The organism is Paractinoplanes polyasparticus, assembly GCF_019710575.1.
Taxonomy (GTDB): domain Bacteria; phylum Actinomycetota; class Actinomycetes; order Mycobacteriales; family Micromonosporaceae; genus Actinoplanes; species Actinoplanes polyasparticus.
The window spans coordinates 268,735-283,746 of the sequence record NZ_JAHWFK010000034.1; the positions used below are offsets into that span (position 1 = coordinate 268,735).

Here is a 15,012-nt window from a genome sequence, read left to right on the forward strand (position 1 = left end):
TCACCGGCGGCGCAGGGCGACGATCGCGATGTCGTCGGCCTGTTGCCCGGCGCCGCCGAGCTCGGTCATCAGCCGCCGCGAGAAGGCGTCCAGGTTGGACTCGACCGTCGCCGAGGCCTCGGCCAGCGCGGCCAGGCCGACGTCGATGTCGGCGTCGCGGCGCTCGACCAGGCCGTCGGTGTAGAGCACGAGCGTCCCGCCCGGCGGCAGCACGAACTCGAGGTCTTCGGGCCGGGGCGCGTTGATGCCGAGCAGCGGGCCGTGCGGCTCGAGGAAGCGCACGCCCTCGTCGGTGTGCAGCAACGGCGGCAGATGGCCGGCGCTGGCCAGCCGGATCCGGCCGGTCGCCGGTTCGAGCGTGAGCAGGCAGATGGTGGCCGAGTCGGCCGGCAACACCGTCCGCATGAACCGGTTGACCAGGGTGAGCACCGTGCCCGGCGGGTGGCCCTCGACCGCGTACGCCCGGACGGCGTGCCGCACCTCGGCCATCACCGTCGCGGCGTGCAGCGAGTGGCCGGCGACGTCGCCGATGGCCACCAGCAGCCGGCCGTCGAGCATGGTGAGCTCGTAGAAGTCGCCGCCCACCTCGGTCTGCGCGCCCGCCGGCTCGTACCGCATGGTCAGCTCGAGCCCGGGCACTTCGGGCAGCCGCGACTGCAACAGGCTGCGCTGCAGGGTGACGGCGATGCGGTGTTCCTCGTCGTACGAGCGCTGCGCCTCGACCGCGGCCGCGACCGTCTGCGACAGCTGACGCAGCACCGGGAAGCCGGGGTTCTGGCTGCTGGTGGGCACGGCTACGTAGACGGGCGGCCGGTCGGTGCGCAGGCGGGCCGCGGCCACGGTCACCGATTCGCCCTCGGGCCAGGTGACCACGTCCCAGGCGGCGGCATCGTCGGTGCGCACCAGCGACCCGACGCCGACGTACTCGTCGGGCAGGGACCACGGGCGTACGACCGGGGGTGAGCCCGTCACGGCCAGGCCCTCGCCGTCCACCCCCTCGGCGAGCACCACGGCCGGTCCGCCGAAGATCTCGTGCGCACCGGCCGCGGCCGCCTGGAGCAGGCCGGTCAGCGTGGTCGACGTGTTGATCGCCAACGTCGCCTCGGCCAGCCGCACCATGCGCTCGGCGAGCGACTCGGCGCGCCGCCGGGCCGAGTAGTAGCGCAGCACGGCATGGGCGGTGGCGATCAACTCGTCGGGCTCGATCGGCTCGACCAGATAGGCGTCGGCGCCCCGGTTGAGGCCCTGGGTGCGGTCGACGACGTCGACCGCGTGGGCCGACACGTGGATGACGGGCATGGCCCCGTACCCGGGATCGGTCTTGATCGTCTCGCAGACGTCGAACCCGCTCATGTCGGGCAGCTTGACGTCGAGGACCACCAGGTCGACGTCCGAACCCGGCAGCAGGCGCAACGCCTCGCCGCCGGTCTCGGCCTGGCGGACCGTGAAGCCGGCCCGGGTCAGCCAGCTGACCAGCAGATAGCGCTTGGTGGCGCTGTCGTCGACGACGAGGACGGTGCCCGGTTTCATGAGGCCGGCAGCCGTAGCGTGAAGGTGCTCCCCTCGCCGACTGTGGATTCGGCCCGCAGGGCGCCACCGAGAATGGCGGCCAGCCGTCGCGCGTAGGGCAGGCCCAGGCCGGTGCCCTTTCCGCTGAGCGCCTTGCTGCCCGGCACCTGATAGAACTCTTCGAAGATGCGATCGAGCAGCTCGGCCGGGATGCCCGTGCCGGTGTCGATGACTTTGAACTCGAGGTCGGCACCCACCGCACGCACGGTGAGGCACACCTCGCCCTCGGCGGTGAACTTGAGCGCGTTGGTCAGCAGGTTGCGCAGCACCCGCGCGAGCAGCACCTCGTCGGAACGTATCGACGCCACCGCCGGCTCGTCGATGCGGAAGTCGACCTCGGGCCGGGTGGCCAGCGGCCGCAGCGTGCCCCGCAGCTGGCCGAACATCGCCCGCAGGTCGACCTGCTCCCAGTTCGGCTCGATCCGGCCGGCCTCGGCCTTGGCCAGGTCGAGCAGGTCGTTGACCAGGGTCAGCAGGTCGCCGGCGGAGCTGCGGATCAGCCCGACCTGGCGTTCCTGCTCCTCGGTGAGCGGATCGGAGGCGCCGTCGGCCAGCAGCCGGCTGAGCCCGATGACCGCGGTCACCGGGGCGCGCAGCTCGTGGCTGACGTTGGCCAGGAACCGGCTCTTGGCCTCGTTGGCCGAGGCGAGCTGCTCGGACTTGTCGTCGAGCTCGGCGTAGAGGGCCACCACGCCGCGGTTGGTCTCCTCCAGCTCTTCGGAGAGCTGATGGTACAGCGCCATGACGCCGCGGTTGGTCTCTTCCAGCTCGGCGTTGAGGCGGGCCAGTTCGTCACGCTGCGAGCGCACCTCGTCGAGAGCGGCGATGAGCTGCTGATTCTGCACGTGCAACTCGTCGACGGGGCTGCTGGGGACGTGCCGGCTCAGCCCGGCACGGATCTCGTCCATGCGGTCCGGGGTCAGTCGCGGCACACTGGCCGGTAGACGTCGGGCCATCCACACGACCGTACCGGTTTCACCGTTCTCGACCTCCAACTTGTCCACCAGGCGGCCTACATGGGCGAGCTCGTCCCGCCACCTGGGCCCGTCCCCGGGGGACGGACATTCGACCGCCACCTGGATGGCGGTGCTTACCCCGTCCTGGCGCACAGCGAACGTCACCTCGGCACCCGATCCGCCCGCCATGACCACGCGCCCCACCTCGCTCAGCGCGGTCGCCAGCCGGGTCTGGTCCTGCTGCTCCAGGCCGACCTCGCGGGCCACCTCACGGCCGAGCTGACGGACCACGAAGAGGTCCTGCTCAACGCGCAGCCGCAGGCGCATCAGCGGCTCCGGGGCGCCGATCATGGCAACCGGGCCACGAGCACACCGGCGTCGTCCCGGCGCACACCCGCGTCGCGCAGCACCGTCGCCGCGATCACCAGCGGAGAACGGATGAGCAGCCCCGGGTAGTCGGCCGGGTTCCACCGGTCGACCACGCCGTCGGAGTGCATGAGCACGACCGCGTCGGGGGTGAGCGGGTAGTCGTACTCCCGGATCTGGCGGCGCTGGTGACCGGCGATGCCCGGCAGCGAGACCATGCCCCGGCGCGAGCCGTCGGACGAGATCACCGTGCCGGCGATGTTGCCCAGGCCGGCGTACCGGACCAGGCCGGCGTCGGCGTCGAGCTCGGCGACGGCCACGGCGGCGCCCCGGGTGTGGTTCATCCGGCGGTGCAGACGGTCGAGTACCGCCGCGGGCGGGGCGGCGGGGGCCTCCTGGAACGCGCGGACCGCTTCGTGCGAGGCCGCCGCGGCGAGGCCGCCGTGCCCGAGCCCGTCACACATCATCACCTGGCGGCGGCCCTCGGCGTCGCGGACGGCGAAGGCGTCGCCGCTGACCGGCTCCCCGGTGAGGGGCCGGGTCAGACCGGCCACCCAGACCGGACTGGGCGGGTCGGCCGGCCAGACCTGCGCGGCCAGGATGGTGCCCTTTCCCGGTACGGAGTGCAGGTCGTACCAGGAGGCTTGGCGCACGATCGCGCCGAGCCCGATGCCGAGCGTGCCCGCGGTGGAGTGCCCGTCACCGACCGAGGCGACCAGGTCGGCCATGCCCGGGCCCCGGTCGATCGCGACGAGCTCGACACCGGCCTGCTCGGCCGTGCGCACCGCACGCACGAGCAGAACGCCCTCGGTGGCGTGCTTGACCAGGTTGCCGGCCAGCTCGGCGGCCACGATGGAGAGGTGGGCGATCCGGGGCTCGGGCAGACCCAGCTCGACAGCGAGCCGCTCGGCCGTACGGCGCACGGCGGAGGCGGTCGGGGCGGCTTCGACCCGGAACCAGACTCCCCCGTCGAGAAGCCCCTCGGGTAGCGACGCCACCGCGCCTCCGCTCATCGGCACCACTTGGTAACGGTAATCGTCGTACCTTCGCCGACCGCCGTGACGATGTCGAATTCGTCGACGAGTCGCCGTGCCCCGCTCAGCCCGAGACCGAGCCCTCCGCCGGTGGTGTAGCCGTCGGTGAAGGCCAGATCGAGGTCGGCGATACCCGGTCCGTGATCACTGAAAACGATACGGATGCCCTTGCGACGGCCGTTGTCGGCCGGCGCCACCTCGACCCAGCCGCCCCCGCCGTAGACCAGGGTGTTGCGGGCCAGCTCGCTGGCCGCAGTGACGATCTTGGTCTGGTCGACGAGCGACAGCTTGACCGCGACGGCAAGCGTGCGCACCTGCTGGCGGACCCGGACCACATCCTGGTCGGAGGCGACCTCGATCCGCCGGCCCGGCTCGTTCACGGTGCCGGTACCGCGGGTGTCTCGGCGCCCTCCAGGCCGTTCGTCTCCTCGTCGTCGTCGCCGTTGTCCTCGCGCTCGCGGGCCAGCAGATCCATGCCGAGCTCGACGTTGAGCGCCGTCCGGATGCCGGGCAGGGACAGACCCAGCTCGACCAGCGTGATCGCGACCGCGGGACGCATGCCGACCACCACGGTCTCGGCGTCGAGCACCCTGGAGATCGCGGCGATCGTGGCCAGGGTGCGGCCGACGAACGAGTCGACGATGTCCAGCGCGCTGATGTCGATGATCACGCCGTGGCAGCCGGTGGCGACGATCCGCTCGGCCAGGTCCTCCTGGAGTTGAAGGGCGACCTGGTCCTCCATGTCGATCTGAATCGAGACGAGGAGGATGTCGCCGATCTTGAGAACCGGAACGCGCTCCATGTCAGCGTGCCTTCTTGCCGGTCTGCGTAAGCACGTACCGCAGGGCGTCGGCCAGCGACGACTTGGTGGCGATGTCGCCGAACTCGATGCCGAGCGCCACGATCGTCTGCGCGATCTGCGGGCGGATGCCGGAGATGATGCAGTCGGCGCCCATCAGCCGGGCCGCCACCACCGTCTTGAGGATGTGCTGCGCGACCTGGGTGTCGACGGCCGGCACACCGGTGATGTCGATGATCGCGTACGGCGATCCGGTGTCGACCAGAGTCTGGAGCAGTCGCTCCATGACCACCTGGGCCCGGGCCGAGTCGAGCGTGCCGACCAGCGGGACGGCGACCACGCCCTCCCACAGCTTCACCACCGGCGTGGAGAGCTCGAGCAGCTGCTCGGCCTGGTCGGCGATCAGCTCCTCGCGGACCCGCACGTAGCTGTCGAAGGTGAACAGCGCCGCCTCGTCCACGAATGAGGAGAAGGCGATGTAGTCACGCAGAGTGGCGGCATCCACCTGTCCCTGCGTATCGAGGGCGGCCAGAACCGCGTCCTTCAACGAGAAGATGCTGACGGCCGTCTCGGTGGTGCTGAAGCCCTGCCGGGCCCGCGTCGCGGAGAGCTCGGCGAGCTGCGCGCGCAACTCGGTCGCTGCCTCACCGCTCAGATCCTGGGCCGAACCGGCCAGTGCCTGCTGGAAGCCGCGCCGCAGCTCGGCGTTCTGCCGCTGAAGCTCGGCATGGCTCAGCCGGCCGCGCAGCGTGGCGGCCACCCGGTCGGTCCAGAACGTGACCAGAGCTTCCTGATGGTCTTCCAGCACAACGGCAAAGCGGGCCGCCTCATCCGCACTCAGCGTCACGCTGCCTCCCGACTCCAGTCTGCCCTGCAACGGGCGGGACTTTACCATCGCCGGGTCGGATGCTTGCTGCGAGCCAAATAAACCCCGTTCTGCGCGCGGCGCACCTCTTGGAGTACCGTTCAGCAGATAACTGGAGGTCCTGAATGTCTCTGACGGTACAAACGGAACAGCGCGCCGACATGGTCGTCGTGTCGGTCGCGGGCGAGCTGGACATGGCCACCGCGCCCCAGCTTCAGGACCAGATCAGCGACCTTCTTGAGAAGGGGCGCACCCGTCTGGTCTTCGACCTCGCCGAGGTGTCTTTCTGCGATTCCACCGGGCTGTCGGTCTTCGTCCGGGCCAAGAACAGCACCGATGACGCCGGCGGCACGGTCCGCCTGGCCGCCCCCCAGCGCGGGGTCCTGCGCATCCTCGAGGTCAGCGGCCTGGTCGAAGTGCTGCGCACCTACCCGACGGTCGACGAGGCGGTAACCGCTCAGGAACCAGCCCTCGACTGATCGAGCCTCTTCCCGGGTCGTCCCGGTCGGCGATAGTTTGTCGCCGACCGGTCGCGGGAACCTGCGGGCGGACTGATACCTCGGCGCGCGCGGGAGAGCTTCGTGAATAAGATGTTCCAAGGCTTCAAAGACTTCATCATGCGGGGCAACGTCGTCGACCTCGCGGTCGGCGTCGTGATCGGCGCCGCGTTCACCGGGGTCGTCACCGGCTTCACCAACGGCTTCATCAAGCCGCTGATCCAGCTCATGGGCGGCGGCAGCGGCCTCGACGCCGGCAAGTTCAAGGTCCGTGGCGTCGAATTCGACTACGCCACGTTCCTCAACTCGCTGATCACGTTCCTGATCACCGCGGCCGTGCTCTACTTCTTCGTCGTCCTGCCGCTCAACATCCTGGCCGAGCGTCGTCGCCGCGGCGAGGAGCCGCCGCCGAACGCCCCCGCCGAGGACATCGTCCTGCTCACCCAGATTCGCGACGCGCTGGTGTCGTCGTCGTCGCAGACGCGTGGTTACGGCGACACTCCGGGCCGTCACCAGCAGGAACCGCCTCGCTGACTTTCCCCGAAAAGATCATCCCCGCCCGGCGCGTCTCGAACAGATGTTCGATACGCTGCCGGGATGGAGCAGCGTAAACACTGGTGGAACGGTAAGTGGGGCCGCGCCGCCCGCAAAGATGTCTACCTGCGGGTGAGCGGCGACCAGTGGTATGTCGAGCAGCGCGCGGGCGGGGCCGACGGCGTCTCACACTTCTTCGAGTACGACTCCGAGGATGCTGCGCTCGACACGGTCCGCGCGCTCCTGGCTGCTCCTGGCGACTGGCGCGAACTCTCCGTCCGCCCGCCCACCCGCTGACCCCGCGTCCGCCCCGCCCGCCCGGCTCCCGCTCCCGGCCGTTCGCTCCGACGGCTCGGCGCTTACGGGGGCTCAGCGTTCAGGCGGCTTGGCGTTCGTCGTGCTGGGCGGTCATCGGCCCCGGGGGCACCAGGCGCAGACCGGGCCGGAACGGCTCGGCCAGCTGCTCGTCATCGTCTCCGTCGTCACCGAAGCGGGCGCTCCAGGCGCCCCCGCCGGCGACCCGCGAGCCGGGCGGCGTGGTGACGAACCCGCCCGGGATCCGCGAGAGGGCGACGATCAGCAGGTAGCCCAGGATCACGAAGCCGTGGCTGATCAGCCGGGCCAGATCCACCCGGGCCGCCGTCAGGTCGTTGACCGAGAGCAGCAGCAACATCCCGACGAAGGCCGTGAGCATCGGCACCAGCCCCGACGGCCGCGTACGCCGCAACGCAATGAACAGGTAACCCGCCCCGACAGCCACGTTCCAGGCCGCCGACTCGTGCCACAGGTGCCCCGGCGTCGCGTCGAGGCCCGTGTGCACGTGCGCCCCGGCCACCCCGCCGCCGATCTGGTTGAGCCCGAGGATGAGCTGCACCGCACCCACCACCGCGAGCGCCACGATCAGCACACCGGCGATCGGGAAACGCCCCAGGAGCGGTAGCCGCGCCGGCGACAACCCACGCCGGCGCCCAGCCGCAGTGGCCGCGATCGGCTCGACGGCGGCCAGATCACCCCGCCGCCCCGGCCGGGCGGCCAGGATCGCCGCGCTCAGGTCGGGCGGCGTGGCCATGCTGGTGCTGGTCAGCCGGTTGACCGCAGCGGCCCGATCGAGCCATTCCCGGCACCCGGCGCATCCGGCCAGGTGCGCGTCGACCGCAGGCCGGTCGGCTGGGTCGTCCTCGCCGTCCAGCTGCGCCGAAAGCATCTCGCGCCACCGCTCACAAGCCATACCCCATAGTCGCGCGGCCGGGGCTCAAAGTTCCCCGGCACGGCGCCCCAACTTCGCAGGCGATACGTGTCCGGGTCAGAGCCGGTCGAGGACGATGCGTCGGCTGCTGTCGGCCGGGAGCGACCACGCGCGCTCGACGTCGTGCATCGGGACGGGGTCGGGCTCCATCGAGTAGGCGCCGCCGGCAATCGCGGCAGCCACGGCCGGGATCGCGGCCGACGGCGGCCACCTGGCCGGCGGCCAGCCGGCGGGCCACCGCCACCGCCATGCTGCCGGTGCCGCCGGTAGCGCCGAGGACCAGGATGTTCTGTCCGGGCCGCAGGGTGATCCGCTGGGTGAGCGCCAGCCAGGAGGCGATCACGCAGTTCAGCGGGGCCGCCATGGTCACCGGGTCGGCGTGAGCGGGTAGGACGACGCTGCGCCGCGTGTCGATGACCGCGCGTTCGGCCATCGAGCCGTACCGGCCGTTCAGCGACATGAAGTGCCAGAGCCGGCCGTCGGCGCCCCGTCCGACGCCGATGCCGGGCACGAGCGACAGGCAGGTGCTGGCGCGCCGGTGCCGCTCCCGGACAGCGCCTGCTAGGTGCTGCCCACCGGCCGCACCGCCGTGATCGGCAGCGCGCCGGACGTCGAGCCGGCGCCCGCCTCCGCGGTCCTCGACCCGGACCGCAGCGGTGAGGTCATCTCCTACAACGGCGGCGACGACGCCTATCTGGTCGATCGAGCTGATGATGGAGGAGTTCCACGAGCCGCGTCCCGGCTCGGCCCTGATGGCGCAGCAGCTCGCGCACATGACGCTGGTCCAGGCCCTGCGCCTCTATCTGGCCGCGCCCGCCCGCCGGCGAAACCCCGATCGCCTACCTGACCCGCTGGCGGATGATGCTCGCCGCGGACCGGCTCCAGCACGGCGACGACACCATCGCCCGAATCGCCGGCTCCCTGGGTTACGAGTCCGAGCACGCGTTCAACACCGCGTTCAAACGCGTCATGGGCATGCCACCCCGCCGCTATGCCGGCCGCCTCCGGCAGAACGGCTCCGATGCGCCGGGAGCATGAGCACACACCATCGGCGCGGGAAAGAAGGGCGTCAGATCAGGCTGGGCGGGCCCTGGACCGTGGGGCGTGGCGGCAGGGCGCCGCTGCCGCCCATCAGCCGGCGGCGCTCGCGGAAGGCCCGTAGATTGGCCGTGTTGCCGCAGGTGCTGACGTCGTGCCAGACGCCGCTGTTGTTGCGGGAGGTGTCGAAGAACGCGGCCCGGCACTCGATGTTGTTGCACAGCTTCAGCCGCGGCCACAGCCCAGCCTGCTGGGCCAGCAACGCCTCGGACCACAGGGCCGACGCCAGCCACCGGGTGCCCCGGCCGGCGGGCACGATGCGCACCCAGCCGTCGGCGTCGGGCACCAGGCTCACCGGCACATCGGCCGGCGGGAGTGTCCCTTCGGGCCCACCCGTGCCACCGGCGAGGATCACGTTTTCGAAGGTGCTGCGCAGGCGGCGCAGCGAACGCAGGTCGGAGGACGACAGCAGCAGCGTCGGCGCCGGCAGGCCGGAGACCCGGGACCAGGTGGCGAGCGCCTCGGTCAGCCACCGCTGCGCGTCATCGACCTCCATCAGCAGGTCGGTGCCGTACGACATGGGCGGGCGTGTGTTCAGCAGCTCCTGCAGGAGCGCCAAACCGGCGGGAGCCTCCCGCACGCCGTGCCGCGCACTGGCCATCCATGACATAGACGTAGCGTACTTGACTCTTTTTCATCGCCGTCCCTGGCGAAGTTTTGGTTCCCCTTAAGAGATCGGGTTTCACCAGCAAGAGGTGGCCGCCTTATCCCCTTTTGCCGGGAAGGAGGCGGCCGATAACGGGAACCCGCCGGTAATGAGGGTCTCAGAAGCGCGTTATCCGTCGATCCGGGTGATGTTGCGGATCTTGTTCGACGCGTCGAGCGCAGCCACCTTGTAGGCCTCGGACAGGGTCGGATAGTTGAAAACCGCGTCCACGAGGTAGTCGACCGTGCCGCCGCAGCCCATCACCGCCTGGCCGATATGGACGATGTCGGTGGCGCCCGTGCCGAAGACGTGCACGCCGAGCAGCTTGCCGTCGTCCGGTGCGACCAGCAGCTTGAGCATGCCGTAGGAGTCGCCGACGATCTGGCCGCGAGCCAGCTCCCGGTAGCGGGCGATACCCACCTCGAACGGGGTGTTGGCGTCGGTCAGCTCGTCCTCGGTCTTCCCGACGAAGCTGATCTCGGGAATCGTGTAGATGCCGATCGGCTGCAGCTGGTGCATCTCGCGGGCCGGTTCGCCGCAGGCGTGGTGCGCGGCCAGCCGGCCCTGCTCCATCGAGGTCGAGGCGAGCGCCGGGAAGCCGATCACGTCGCCCACGGCGTAGATGTTGTCGACCGCCGTACGGTAGTTCAGGTCGACCTCGATCCGGCCGCGCCGGTCGGATTCGAGCCCGGCCGCTTCGAGCGCCAGGTCTTCGGTCTGGCCCTGACGGCCGGCCGAATACATGACCGTATCGGCGACGATCTTCTTGCCGCTCTTGAGAATGCAGAGCGCGGCGGTCTGGTGGCGCTCGACCGCGGCCACCTCTTCGCCGAAGCGGAACGTCACACTGAGGTCGCGCAGGTGGTATTTCAGCGACTCGATGATCTCGTCGTCGCAGAAGTCGAGCATCTTCTCGCGGCGCTCGACCACGGTGACCTTGGTGCCGAGCGCGGCGAACATCGACGCGTACTCCATGCCGATGACCCCGGCCCCGACCACGACCATGCTGCGCGGCACCGCCTGCAGGTTGATCACGCCGTCGGAGTCGACGATCGTCCGGTCGTCGAAGTCGACGCTGTCGGGCCGCGCGGGCCTCGTACCGGCCGCAATAATGATCTTGTCGGCGCTGACCTTGCTCTCGCGCCCGCTGCCGGCGTCGACCCAGATCGAGTGCGCGTCGGCGAACCGCCCGATGCCGGTGATCATCGTGATCTTGTTGCGCGCCAGCTGGTTGCGGATGACGTCGGTCTGGCGGGCGATGACGTGCTGGGTGCGGGCGGCGAGGTCACTCACGGTGATCTCGTCCTTGACCCGGTAGTTGCTGCCGTAGAGATCACGCTGACTGAGGCCGGTGAGATAGAGGACGGCCTCCCGCAGCGTCTTCGACGGCACGGTGCCTGTGTTGATGCAGACGCCGCCGATCATGTCCCGCCGGTCGACGATGCCGACCCGGCGTCCGAGCTTGGAAGCAGCGATGGCGGCTTTCTGACCGCTGGGCCCGGAGCCCAGTACCAACACGTCGTAGTCATACACAGTGCTTAGCGTCGCAGTGACCGGCTCCTCGGTCCACCGAGTCGGTCAGATTTTTCATGGCTTATTTACCGGGGGACACGCAAAAACCTTCCCACGTACGCCGGGGAGCAGGCACCGCCACGACCGGGGCGAACGCCGGCGGCCAGGCCGTCCCGTACAGCTCGGCGCAGAGCACCACGCTCATCCACGGCACCCACGGCCCGCTCAGTTCGAGCGGCTCGCCTCGCCCCCGGACCGTCAGCGCGACCGACCACGGCTCGCCCCCGGGCCGGATGGCGGTGATCGCCCAGAGCGGGATCTCCGCCTCCCCCGTGATCATGAGGCGCAGGTTGGTCACGACCGCGATCCGGCGCTTCCGCCCGTCGACGGTGACGGGCAGCCACCCGTACTGCTTCTCGGCCGCCCGCAGCGGAATGGTCGGCGCCACCGCGGCGGGCCGCCCGCCCCGCCCGACGAGCGCGGTCAGCATGGTCATGGAGCGAAAGCCCGCCGTCAGCTGCTCGGCGTCGTACTCGGTCACTCTGATCCCCACTCCCCGCGGGCCGCCCACTGCGACCCCCGGGAATCCTGCCCCCTCCCCCGGCTCGACAGCCAGCCCAAATGGGCAGTTTGACCGTTTATCCGCCACTCTTCTGCCGGACCCGGCTAATCCTTCCGGGTCTCACCACGAAGGGAGTTCGCCGGACCGCACCCCTAGCCTCAGTTCGCGGTCTCATCGAGAGATCGCGCAGCGCTTCCGAGTACGCCAACGGGAAACGCGCCGTCTTCTTCAGCCGTTGACCACCGCCACGCGACAACCTCCACCTTGATCTCCACCTGCGGGTGGTGCCGTTCCACCCGGGGCGATTCGTAGCGTTCGAGGCATGAACGAGCGGAACTCCCGGACCAGAGACGTCGTCCAGACCGCCAGTTATCTGCTGGCCGGCAACCGGCGCAGCCGCGTCGGTCGCGTCACCGGGGCGGTGCTGACCAGGGTGATCGATCATGAGGGTGGGAAAGTGACCGGGCGCGTGGTGGTAGCGATTCTTGTTGTCCTTGCGGTGGTGGGGCTGGCCTTCGTCGCCTACCGTCTGCTGGTGCTCGATCTGATCCTGACCGTGGTCCGGGAACAGGACTGATGCTGCGCCGGCTGGGTCGTCACGGGCTTCGGCTGATCCGGGCCGACGATCCCGAGACGGGCTGGCTGGTGCGGATCGCGCTGACCGTGCTGCTGATCTGGTCACTGGCCCTCTACCCGGGGGTCGAGAGCAGTTTCGTACGGCCGGCGCTGCTGGTCAGCTTTGCCTGCTGGGTCTTCTGGATGGTCGCCGACCAGCGTTTCCCGGTGCCGGCGCGGTCCTGTTTGGCGGCAGCCGCGCTAGCGCCGGCGGTGGTCTCCGCGCTGCCGCACAACGGGGCTGCGCATCTGTTCCTCTACGGGGCGCTGTTCACCTTCGTCCTGCTGCCACGCATGCCGTTGTGGGCGATCCTCGGGCTGACCGGCGGGCTCGTCGTGGTGCTGCTGGTGGGTCTGACCCTGGCCGGGCACGGACCGACCGCGCTGCTCACCCAGCCCGCCCTGATTCTGCTGGTGGTGCTGTTCAGCCTGCACCGGCGCGAGCACCGGCTGCGCGCCGAGCAGACCGCCATGCTGCTCGAACAGACTTCCCGTACGCAGGAGGCGCAGGCGCGGGCGGCCGCGCTGGACGAGCGGGCCCGCATCGCACGCGAACTGCACGACGTGCTCGCCCATTCGCTGGGCGCGCTGGGGGTGCAGCTCGAGGTGGCCGAGGCGCAGCTCACCGAGCGCGGCGACGTCGGGGCGGCGGCCGAACGCGTACGGCGGGCCCGGCGCCTCGCCGCGGACGGCCTGACCGAGGCCCGGTCGGCGGTGGCCGCGCTGCGGGTCGACGTGCCGCAACTGGCTCAGGCGCTCGACAACCTGGTCGCCGTACATCGGGAGAATTTCGCCGCCGAGGTCACGTTGCGCATCGACGGCACTCCCCGCTCCTCACCGCCCGGGGTGGAGGTGTCATTGCTGCGTACGGCGCGGGAGGCCCTGACCAACGCCGCCCGGCACGCGCCGGGAGCACCGGTGTCGATCCGGCTCCACTTCGGCCCGACGACGCGTCTCACGGTGGAAAATCCCGTGCCACCGTCCGGATGCCCCGACGAGGGCTACGGCCTGATCGGCGCCCGGGAGCGGCTGGCGCTGGTCGGTGGCACCCTGGACGCGCGCGTCGTCGACGGCGTGTGGCGAGTCATCGCGGAGGTGCCAGGATGAGCGACAACCCGCTGCGCGTGCTCGTCGTGGACGACCAGCAACTCGTACGCGAAGGCCTGACCGCCCTGCTCGAGCTGACCGACGGCATCGAGGTCGTCGGCTCGGCGGGCGACGGCGCCCGCGCCCTCGACATGATCGCCGGCGACCCGCCGGACGTCGTGCTGATGGACCTGCGGATGCCCGTCCTCGACGGGGTGACCGCGACCGCCCGGATCCGCGACCGCTTCCCCGGCGTAGCCGTGGTCGTGCTGACCACCTACGCCGACGACGACTCGATCGCCGGCGCACTGGCCGCCGGCGCACGCGGCTACCTCACCAAGGACGCCGGCCGGGCCGAGATCGGCATGGCGCTGCGCGCGGCCGCCGGCGGCCAATCCCTGTTCGACCCGGCCGTGGCCGCCCGCCTGGCCCGGGCCATGTCCCGCCCCACCGCGCCGCCCCGCCGCGATTCCCTGCCCGACGGCCTCACCCAGCGCGAGGCCGAGGTGCTCGGGCAGATCGCCCAGGGCCACACGAACGGCGAGATCGCGGCGACCCTGTTCGTGGCCGAGGCCACCGTCAAGACACACATCAACAACGCATTCGCCAAGATCGGCGCCCGCAACCGCACCGAGGCGGCAAGCTATGCCATCGAACACGGTCTGACCATCAACGAAAGGTGACGACGATGGACGCCCCCGACGAGGAGCCGGAAGCCGACCGAACCACATACGAGGTCGACGGTGACACCATCGTGCCGGACGCCTCCCTGCAACCCGACACGGACGAATCCCCCGCCGGCGAGTGGCACCGGGACGAGGACTGACGCGACGCCCCGCCCCGACGACGGCGGACAGCCGATACCCGCGAGGCAACCCGCACCGGCACAGGTACTCTATGATCGCGGGCCGCTAGCTCAATGGCAGAGCTGTGGACTTTTAATCCACAGGAAGCCTCTTTGCCCCCGCTACTGAACGTAAAGCATCCTCGTCCGGATTCTCGCCCGTGCATCCAGGAGAATGCCGCCGAGTATCGCCAGGTCAGAGCGGTCATTACCCATTGTGCTCGCCAAGCCCGTTCGTTACTCGGGACCGAGATCCAGATTCAAGGCATGGAATCCGTCCAGGGGTCGCTGGCATCCGATCACCCACGGAACACCCAGGGCTTCACCCGGCGGCGCCGGGATCGTCACCTGGCTGGCCGCGCCCGGTTTGGTCACCTGCTGCGTCACTCGGCTGGACCTCTTCTCGATGGGCGATGCCGAGTTCACTAAGCGCCCCGCGCATCGTTGCGTCGGACACGGTTTTGCCGGTGAGGGTGACGGTGACGTCCGGGCTGCCGTCCTGCCGTCGGGTGAGGGTCAGCTCTCGGCGCTGGTCTCGGCTCAGCCACAACTGGAACACACGGACAGCGGCCCCTGCGGCGCCGAGCGGACCAAGGTTGACCAGTAGGTCCTGCCAGACTCCCTTAGTCGATCCCACAGGGACGTCGCCGTGCTGGACCTGCTCCCGGGCGTAGGCAAGATCAGCGACTAACTCCTCGGCGGCCGGCTCGACCGCAGGGTGGCTCGAATCAACACCTGTTACACCCGGGCGTACTGCGTGTCCGGACAGGTCGCTGATCGGTC

20 protein-coding genes and 1 tRNA gene are annotated in these 15,012 nt (G+C 70.2%); 9 read left to right on the forward strand and 12 right to left on the reverse strand.

What is annotated here, in order from left to right; all coding sequences use genetic code 11:
- From KXC43_RS31760 to KXC43_RS31785, 6 genes are read right to left on the reverse strand one after another with little or no spacing between them, the layout of a single operon-like run.
- Nucleotides 1–1,530 (reverse strand): SpoIIE family protein phosphatase, encoded by a 1,530-nt coding sequence (locus tag KXC43_RS31760; RefSeq protein WP_221379866.1) that lies wholly within the window; start codon nucleotides 1,528–1,530, stop codon nucleotides 1–3.
- On the reverse strand, nucleotides 1,527–2,876 hold the full coding sequence (locus KXC43_RS31765; protein ID WP_221379867.1) for a sensor histidine kinase: 1,350 nt from the start codon (nucleotides 2,874–2,876) through the stop codon (nucleotides 1,527–1,529). Before KXC43_RS31765 ends, KXC43_RS31760 begins: the two co-directional genes overlap by 4 nt.
- Nucleotides 2,873–3,904 carry a SpoIIE family protein phosphatase gene (locus KXC43_RS31770; RefSeq protein WP_221379868.1) on the reverse strand — a complete coding sequence of 344 codons (1,032 nt, stop codon included), beginning with the start codon at nucleotides 3,902–3,904 and terminating at the stop codon, nucleotides 2,873–2,875. The genes KXC43_RS31765 and KXC43_RS31770 overlap by 4 nt, the downstream gene beginning before the upstream one ends.
- Nucleotides 3,901–4,305, reverse strand: a complete 405-nt coding sequence (locus KXC43_RS31775) for an anti-sigma regulatory factor (RefSeq protein ID WP_221379869.1) — start codon at nucleotides 4,303–4,305, stop codon at nucleotides 3,901–3,903. The genes KXC43_RS31770 and KXC43_RS31775 overlap by 4 nt, the downstream gene beginning before the upstream one ends.
- Nucleotides 4,302–4,727, reverse strand: coding sequence for an STAS domain-containing protein (locus KXC43_RS31780; protein WP_221379870.1), 426 nt, complete (start codon nucleotides 4,725–4,727; stop codon nucleotides 4,302–4,304). Before KXC43_RS31780 ends, KXC43_RS31775 begins: the two co-directional genes overlap by 4 nt.
- A 1-nt stretch (nucleotide 4,728) precedes the next feature.
- Nucleotides 4,729–5,571, reverse strand: coding sequence for an STAS domain-containing protein (locus tag KXC43_RS31785; RefSeq protein ID WP_221379871.1), 843 nt, complete (start codon nucleotides 5,569–5,571; stop codon nucleotides 4,729–4,731).
- A 143-nt stretch (nucleotides 5,572–5,714) separates the two neighbouring features.
- Between KXC43_RS31785 and KXC43_RS31790 the strand changes: the two genes are divergently transcribed.
- From KXC43_RS31790 to KXC43_RS31800, 3 genes are all read left to right on the forward strand, one after another.
- Nucleotides 5,715–6,068, forward strand: coding sequence for an STAS domain-containing protein (locus tag KXC43_RS31790; RefSeq protein ID WP_127500198.1), 354 nt, complete (start codon nucleotides 5,715–5,717; stop codon nucleotides 6,066–6,068).
- Nucleotides 6,069–6,179: 111 nt separating this feature from the next.
- Nucleotides 6,180–6,620 (forward strand): large conductance mechanosensitive channel protein MscL, encoded by a 441-nt coding sequence (mscL, locus tag KXC43_RS31795; protein WP_221379941.1) that lies wholly within the window; start codon nucleotides 6,180–6,182, stop codon nucleotides 6,618–6,620.
- A gap of 63 nt (nucleotides 6,621–6,683) precedes the next feature.
- Nucleotides 6,684–6,917 (forward strand): hypothetical protein, encoded by a 234-nt coding sequence (locus tag KXC43_RS31800; RefSeq protein ID WP_221379872.1) that lies wholly within the window; start codon nucleotides 6,684–6,686, stop codon nucleotides 6,915–6,917.
- 79 nt (nucleotides 6,918–6,996) lie between these two features.
- Here KXC43_RS31800 and KXC43_RS31805 read toward each other — a convergent pair whose 3' ends face one another.
- Both KXC43_RS31805 and KXC43_RS51465 read right to left on the reverse strand, forming a co-directional pair.
- Nucleotides 6,997–7,824: a zf-HC2 domain-containing protein gene (locus tag KXC43_RS31805; RefSeq protein ID WP_438870927.1), complete on the reverse strand. Its 828-nt coding sequence runs from the start codon at nucleotides 7,822–7,824 to the stop codon at nucleotides 6,997–6,999.
- Between the two features lie 99 nt (nucleotides 7,825–7,923).
- Nucleotides 7,924–8,049 (reverse strand): hypothetical protein, encoded by a 126-nt coding sequence (locus tag KXC43_RS51465; protein WP_255645126.1) that lies wholly within the window; start codon nucleotides 8,047–8,049, stop codon nucleotides 7,924–7,926.
- A 675-nt stretch (nucleotides 8,050–8,724) separates the two neighbouring features.
- Between KXC43_RS51465 and KXC43_RS51470 the strand changes: the two genes are divergently transcribed.
- Nucleotides 8,725–8,904 carry a helix-turn-helix domain-containing protein gene (locus KXC43_RS51470; RefSeq protein ID WP_255645127.1) on the forward strand — a complete coding sequence of 60 codons (180 nt, stop codon included), beginning with the start codon at nucleotides 8,725–8,727 and terminating at the stop codon, nucleotides 8,902–8,904.
- 31 nt (nucleotides 8,905–8,935) lie between these two features.
- Here KXC43_RS51470 and KXC43_RS31815 read toward each other — a convergent pair whose 3' ends face one another.
- The 3 genes from KXC43_RS31815 to KXC43_RS31825 all read right to left on the reverse strand — a co-directional run bounded on the left by KXC43_RS31815 (nucleotide 8,936) and on the right by KXC43_RS31825 (nucleotide 11,663).
- Nucleotides 8,936–9,574 carry a CGNR zinc finger domain-containing protein gene (locus KXC43_RS31815; protein WP_255645128.1) on the reverse strand — a complete coding sequence of 213 codons (639 nt, stop codon included), beginning with the start codon at nucleotides 9,572–9,574 and terminating at the stop codon, nucleotides 8,936–8,938.
- A gap of 165 nt (nucleotides 9,575–9,739) precedes the next feature.
- Entirely contained in the window at nucleotides 9,740–11,143 is a 1,404-nt protein-coding gene (gene sthA, locus KXC43_RS31820; RefSeq protein ID WP_221379874.1) for a Si-specific NAD(P)(+) transhydrogenase, read from the reverse strand.
- A 61-nt stretch (nucleotides 11,144–11,204) separates the two neighbouring features.
- Entirely contained in the window at nucleotides 11,205–11,663 is a 459-nt protein-coding gene (locus tag KXC43_RS31825) for a hypothetical protein (RefSeq protein ID WP_221379875.1), read from the reverse strand.
- 343 nt (nucleotides 11,664–12,006) lie between these two features.
- Here KXC43_RS31825 and KXC43_RS31830 point away from each other — a divergent pair, with 343 nt between their 5' ends.
- The 5 genes from KXC43_RS31830 to KXC43_RS31850 all read left to right on the forward strand — a co-directional run bounded on the left by KXC43_RS31830 (nucleotide 12,007) and on the right by KXC43_RS31850 (nucleotide 14,399).
- Nucleotides 12,007–12,261: a hypothetical protein gene (locus KXC43_RS31830; RefSeq protein ID WP_221379876.1), complete on the forward strand. Its 255-nt coding sequence runs from the start codon at nucleotides 12,007–12,009 to the stop codon at nucleotides 12,259–12,261.
- On the forward strand, nucleotides 12,261–13,406 hold the full coding sequence (locus KXC43_RS31835) for a sensor histidine kinase (RefSeq protein ID WP_221379877.1): 1,146 nt from the start codon (nucleotides 12,261–12,263) through the stop codon (nucleotides 13,404–13,406). Before KXC43_RS31830 ends, KXC43_RS31835 begins: the two co-directional genes overlap by 1 nt.
- Nucleotides 13,403–14,068: a response regulator transcription factor gene (locus KXC43_RS31840; protein WP_221379878.1), complete on the forward strand. Its 666-nt coding sequence runs from the start codon at nucleotides 13,403–13,405 to the stop codon at nucleotides 14,066–14,068. The genes KXC43_RS31835 and KXC43_RS31840 overlap by 4 nt, the downstream gene beginning before the upstream one ends.
- A 5-nt stretch (nucleotides 14,069–14,073) precedes the next feature.
- The gene (locus tag KXC43_RS31845; RefSeq protein ID WP_221379879.1) at nucleotides 14,074–14,211 is read left to right on the forward strand and encodes a hypothetical protein; all 138 of its coding nucleotides are present in this window, start codon (nucleotides 14,074–14,076) and stop codon (nucleotides 14,209–14,211) included.
- A gap of 83 nt (nucleotides 14,212–14,294) precedes the next feature.
- Nucleotides 14,295–14,399: transfer RNA gene (locus KXC43_RS31850), tRNA-Lys, on the forward strand.
- A 67-nt stretch (nucleotides 14,400–14,466) separates the two neighbouring features.
- Here the strand turns inward: KXC43_RS31850 and KXC43_RS31855 are convergent.
- Nucleotides 14,467–14,616, reverse strand: coding sequence for a hypothetical protein (locus tag KXC43_RS31855; RefSeq protein WP_221379880.1), 150 nt, complete (start codon nucleotides 14,614–14,616; stop codon nucleotides 14,467–14,469).
- Between the last annotated feature and the right edge of the window lie 396 nt (nucleotides 14,617–15,012).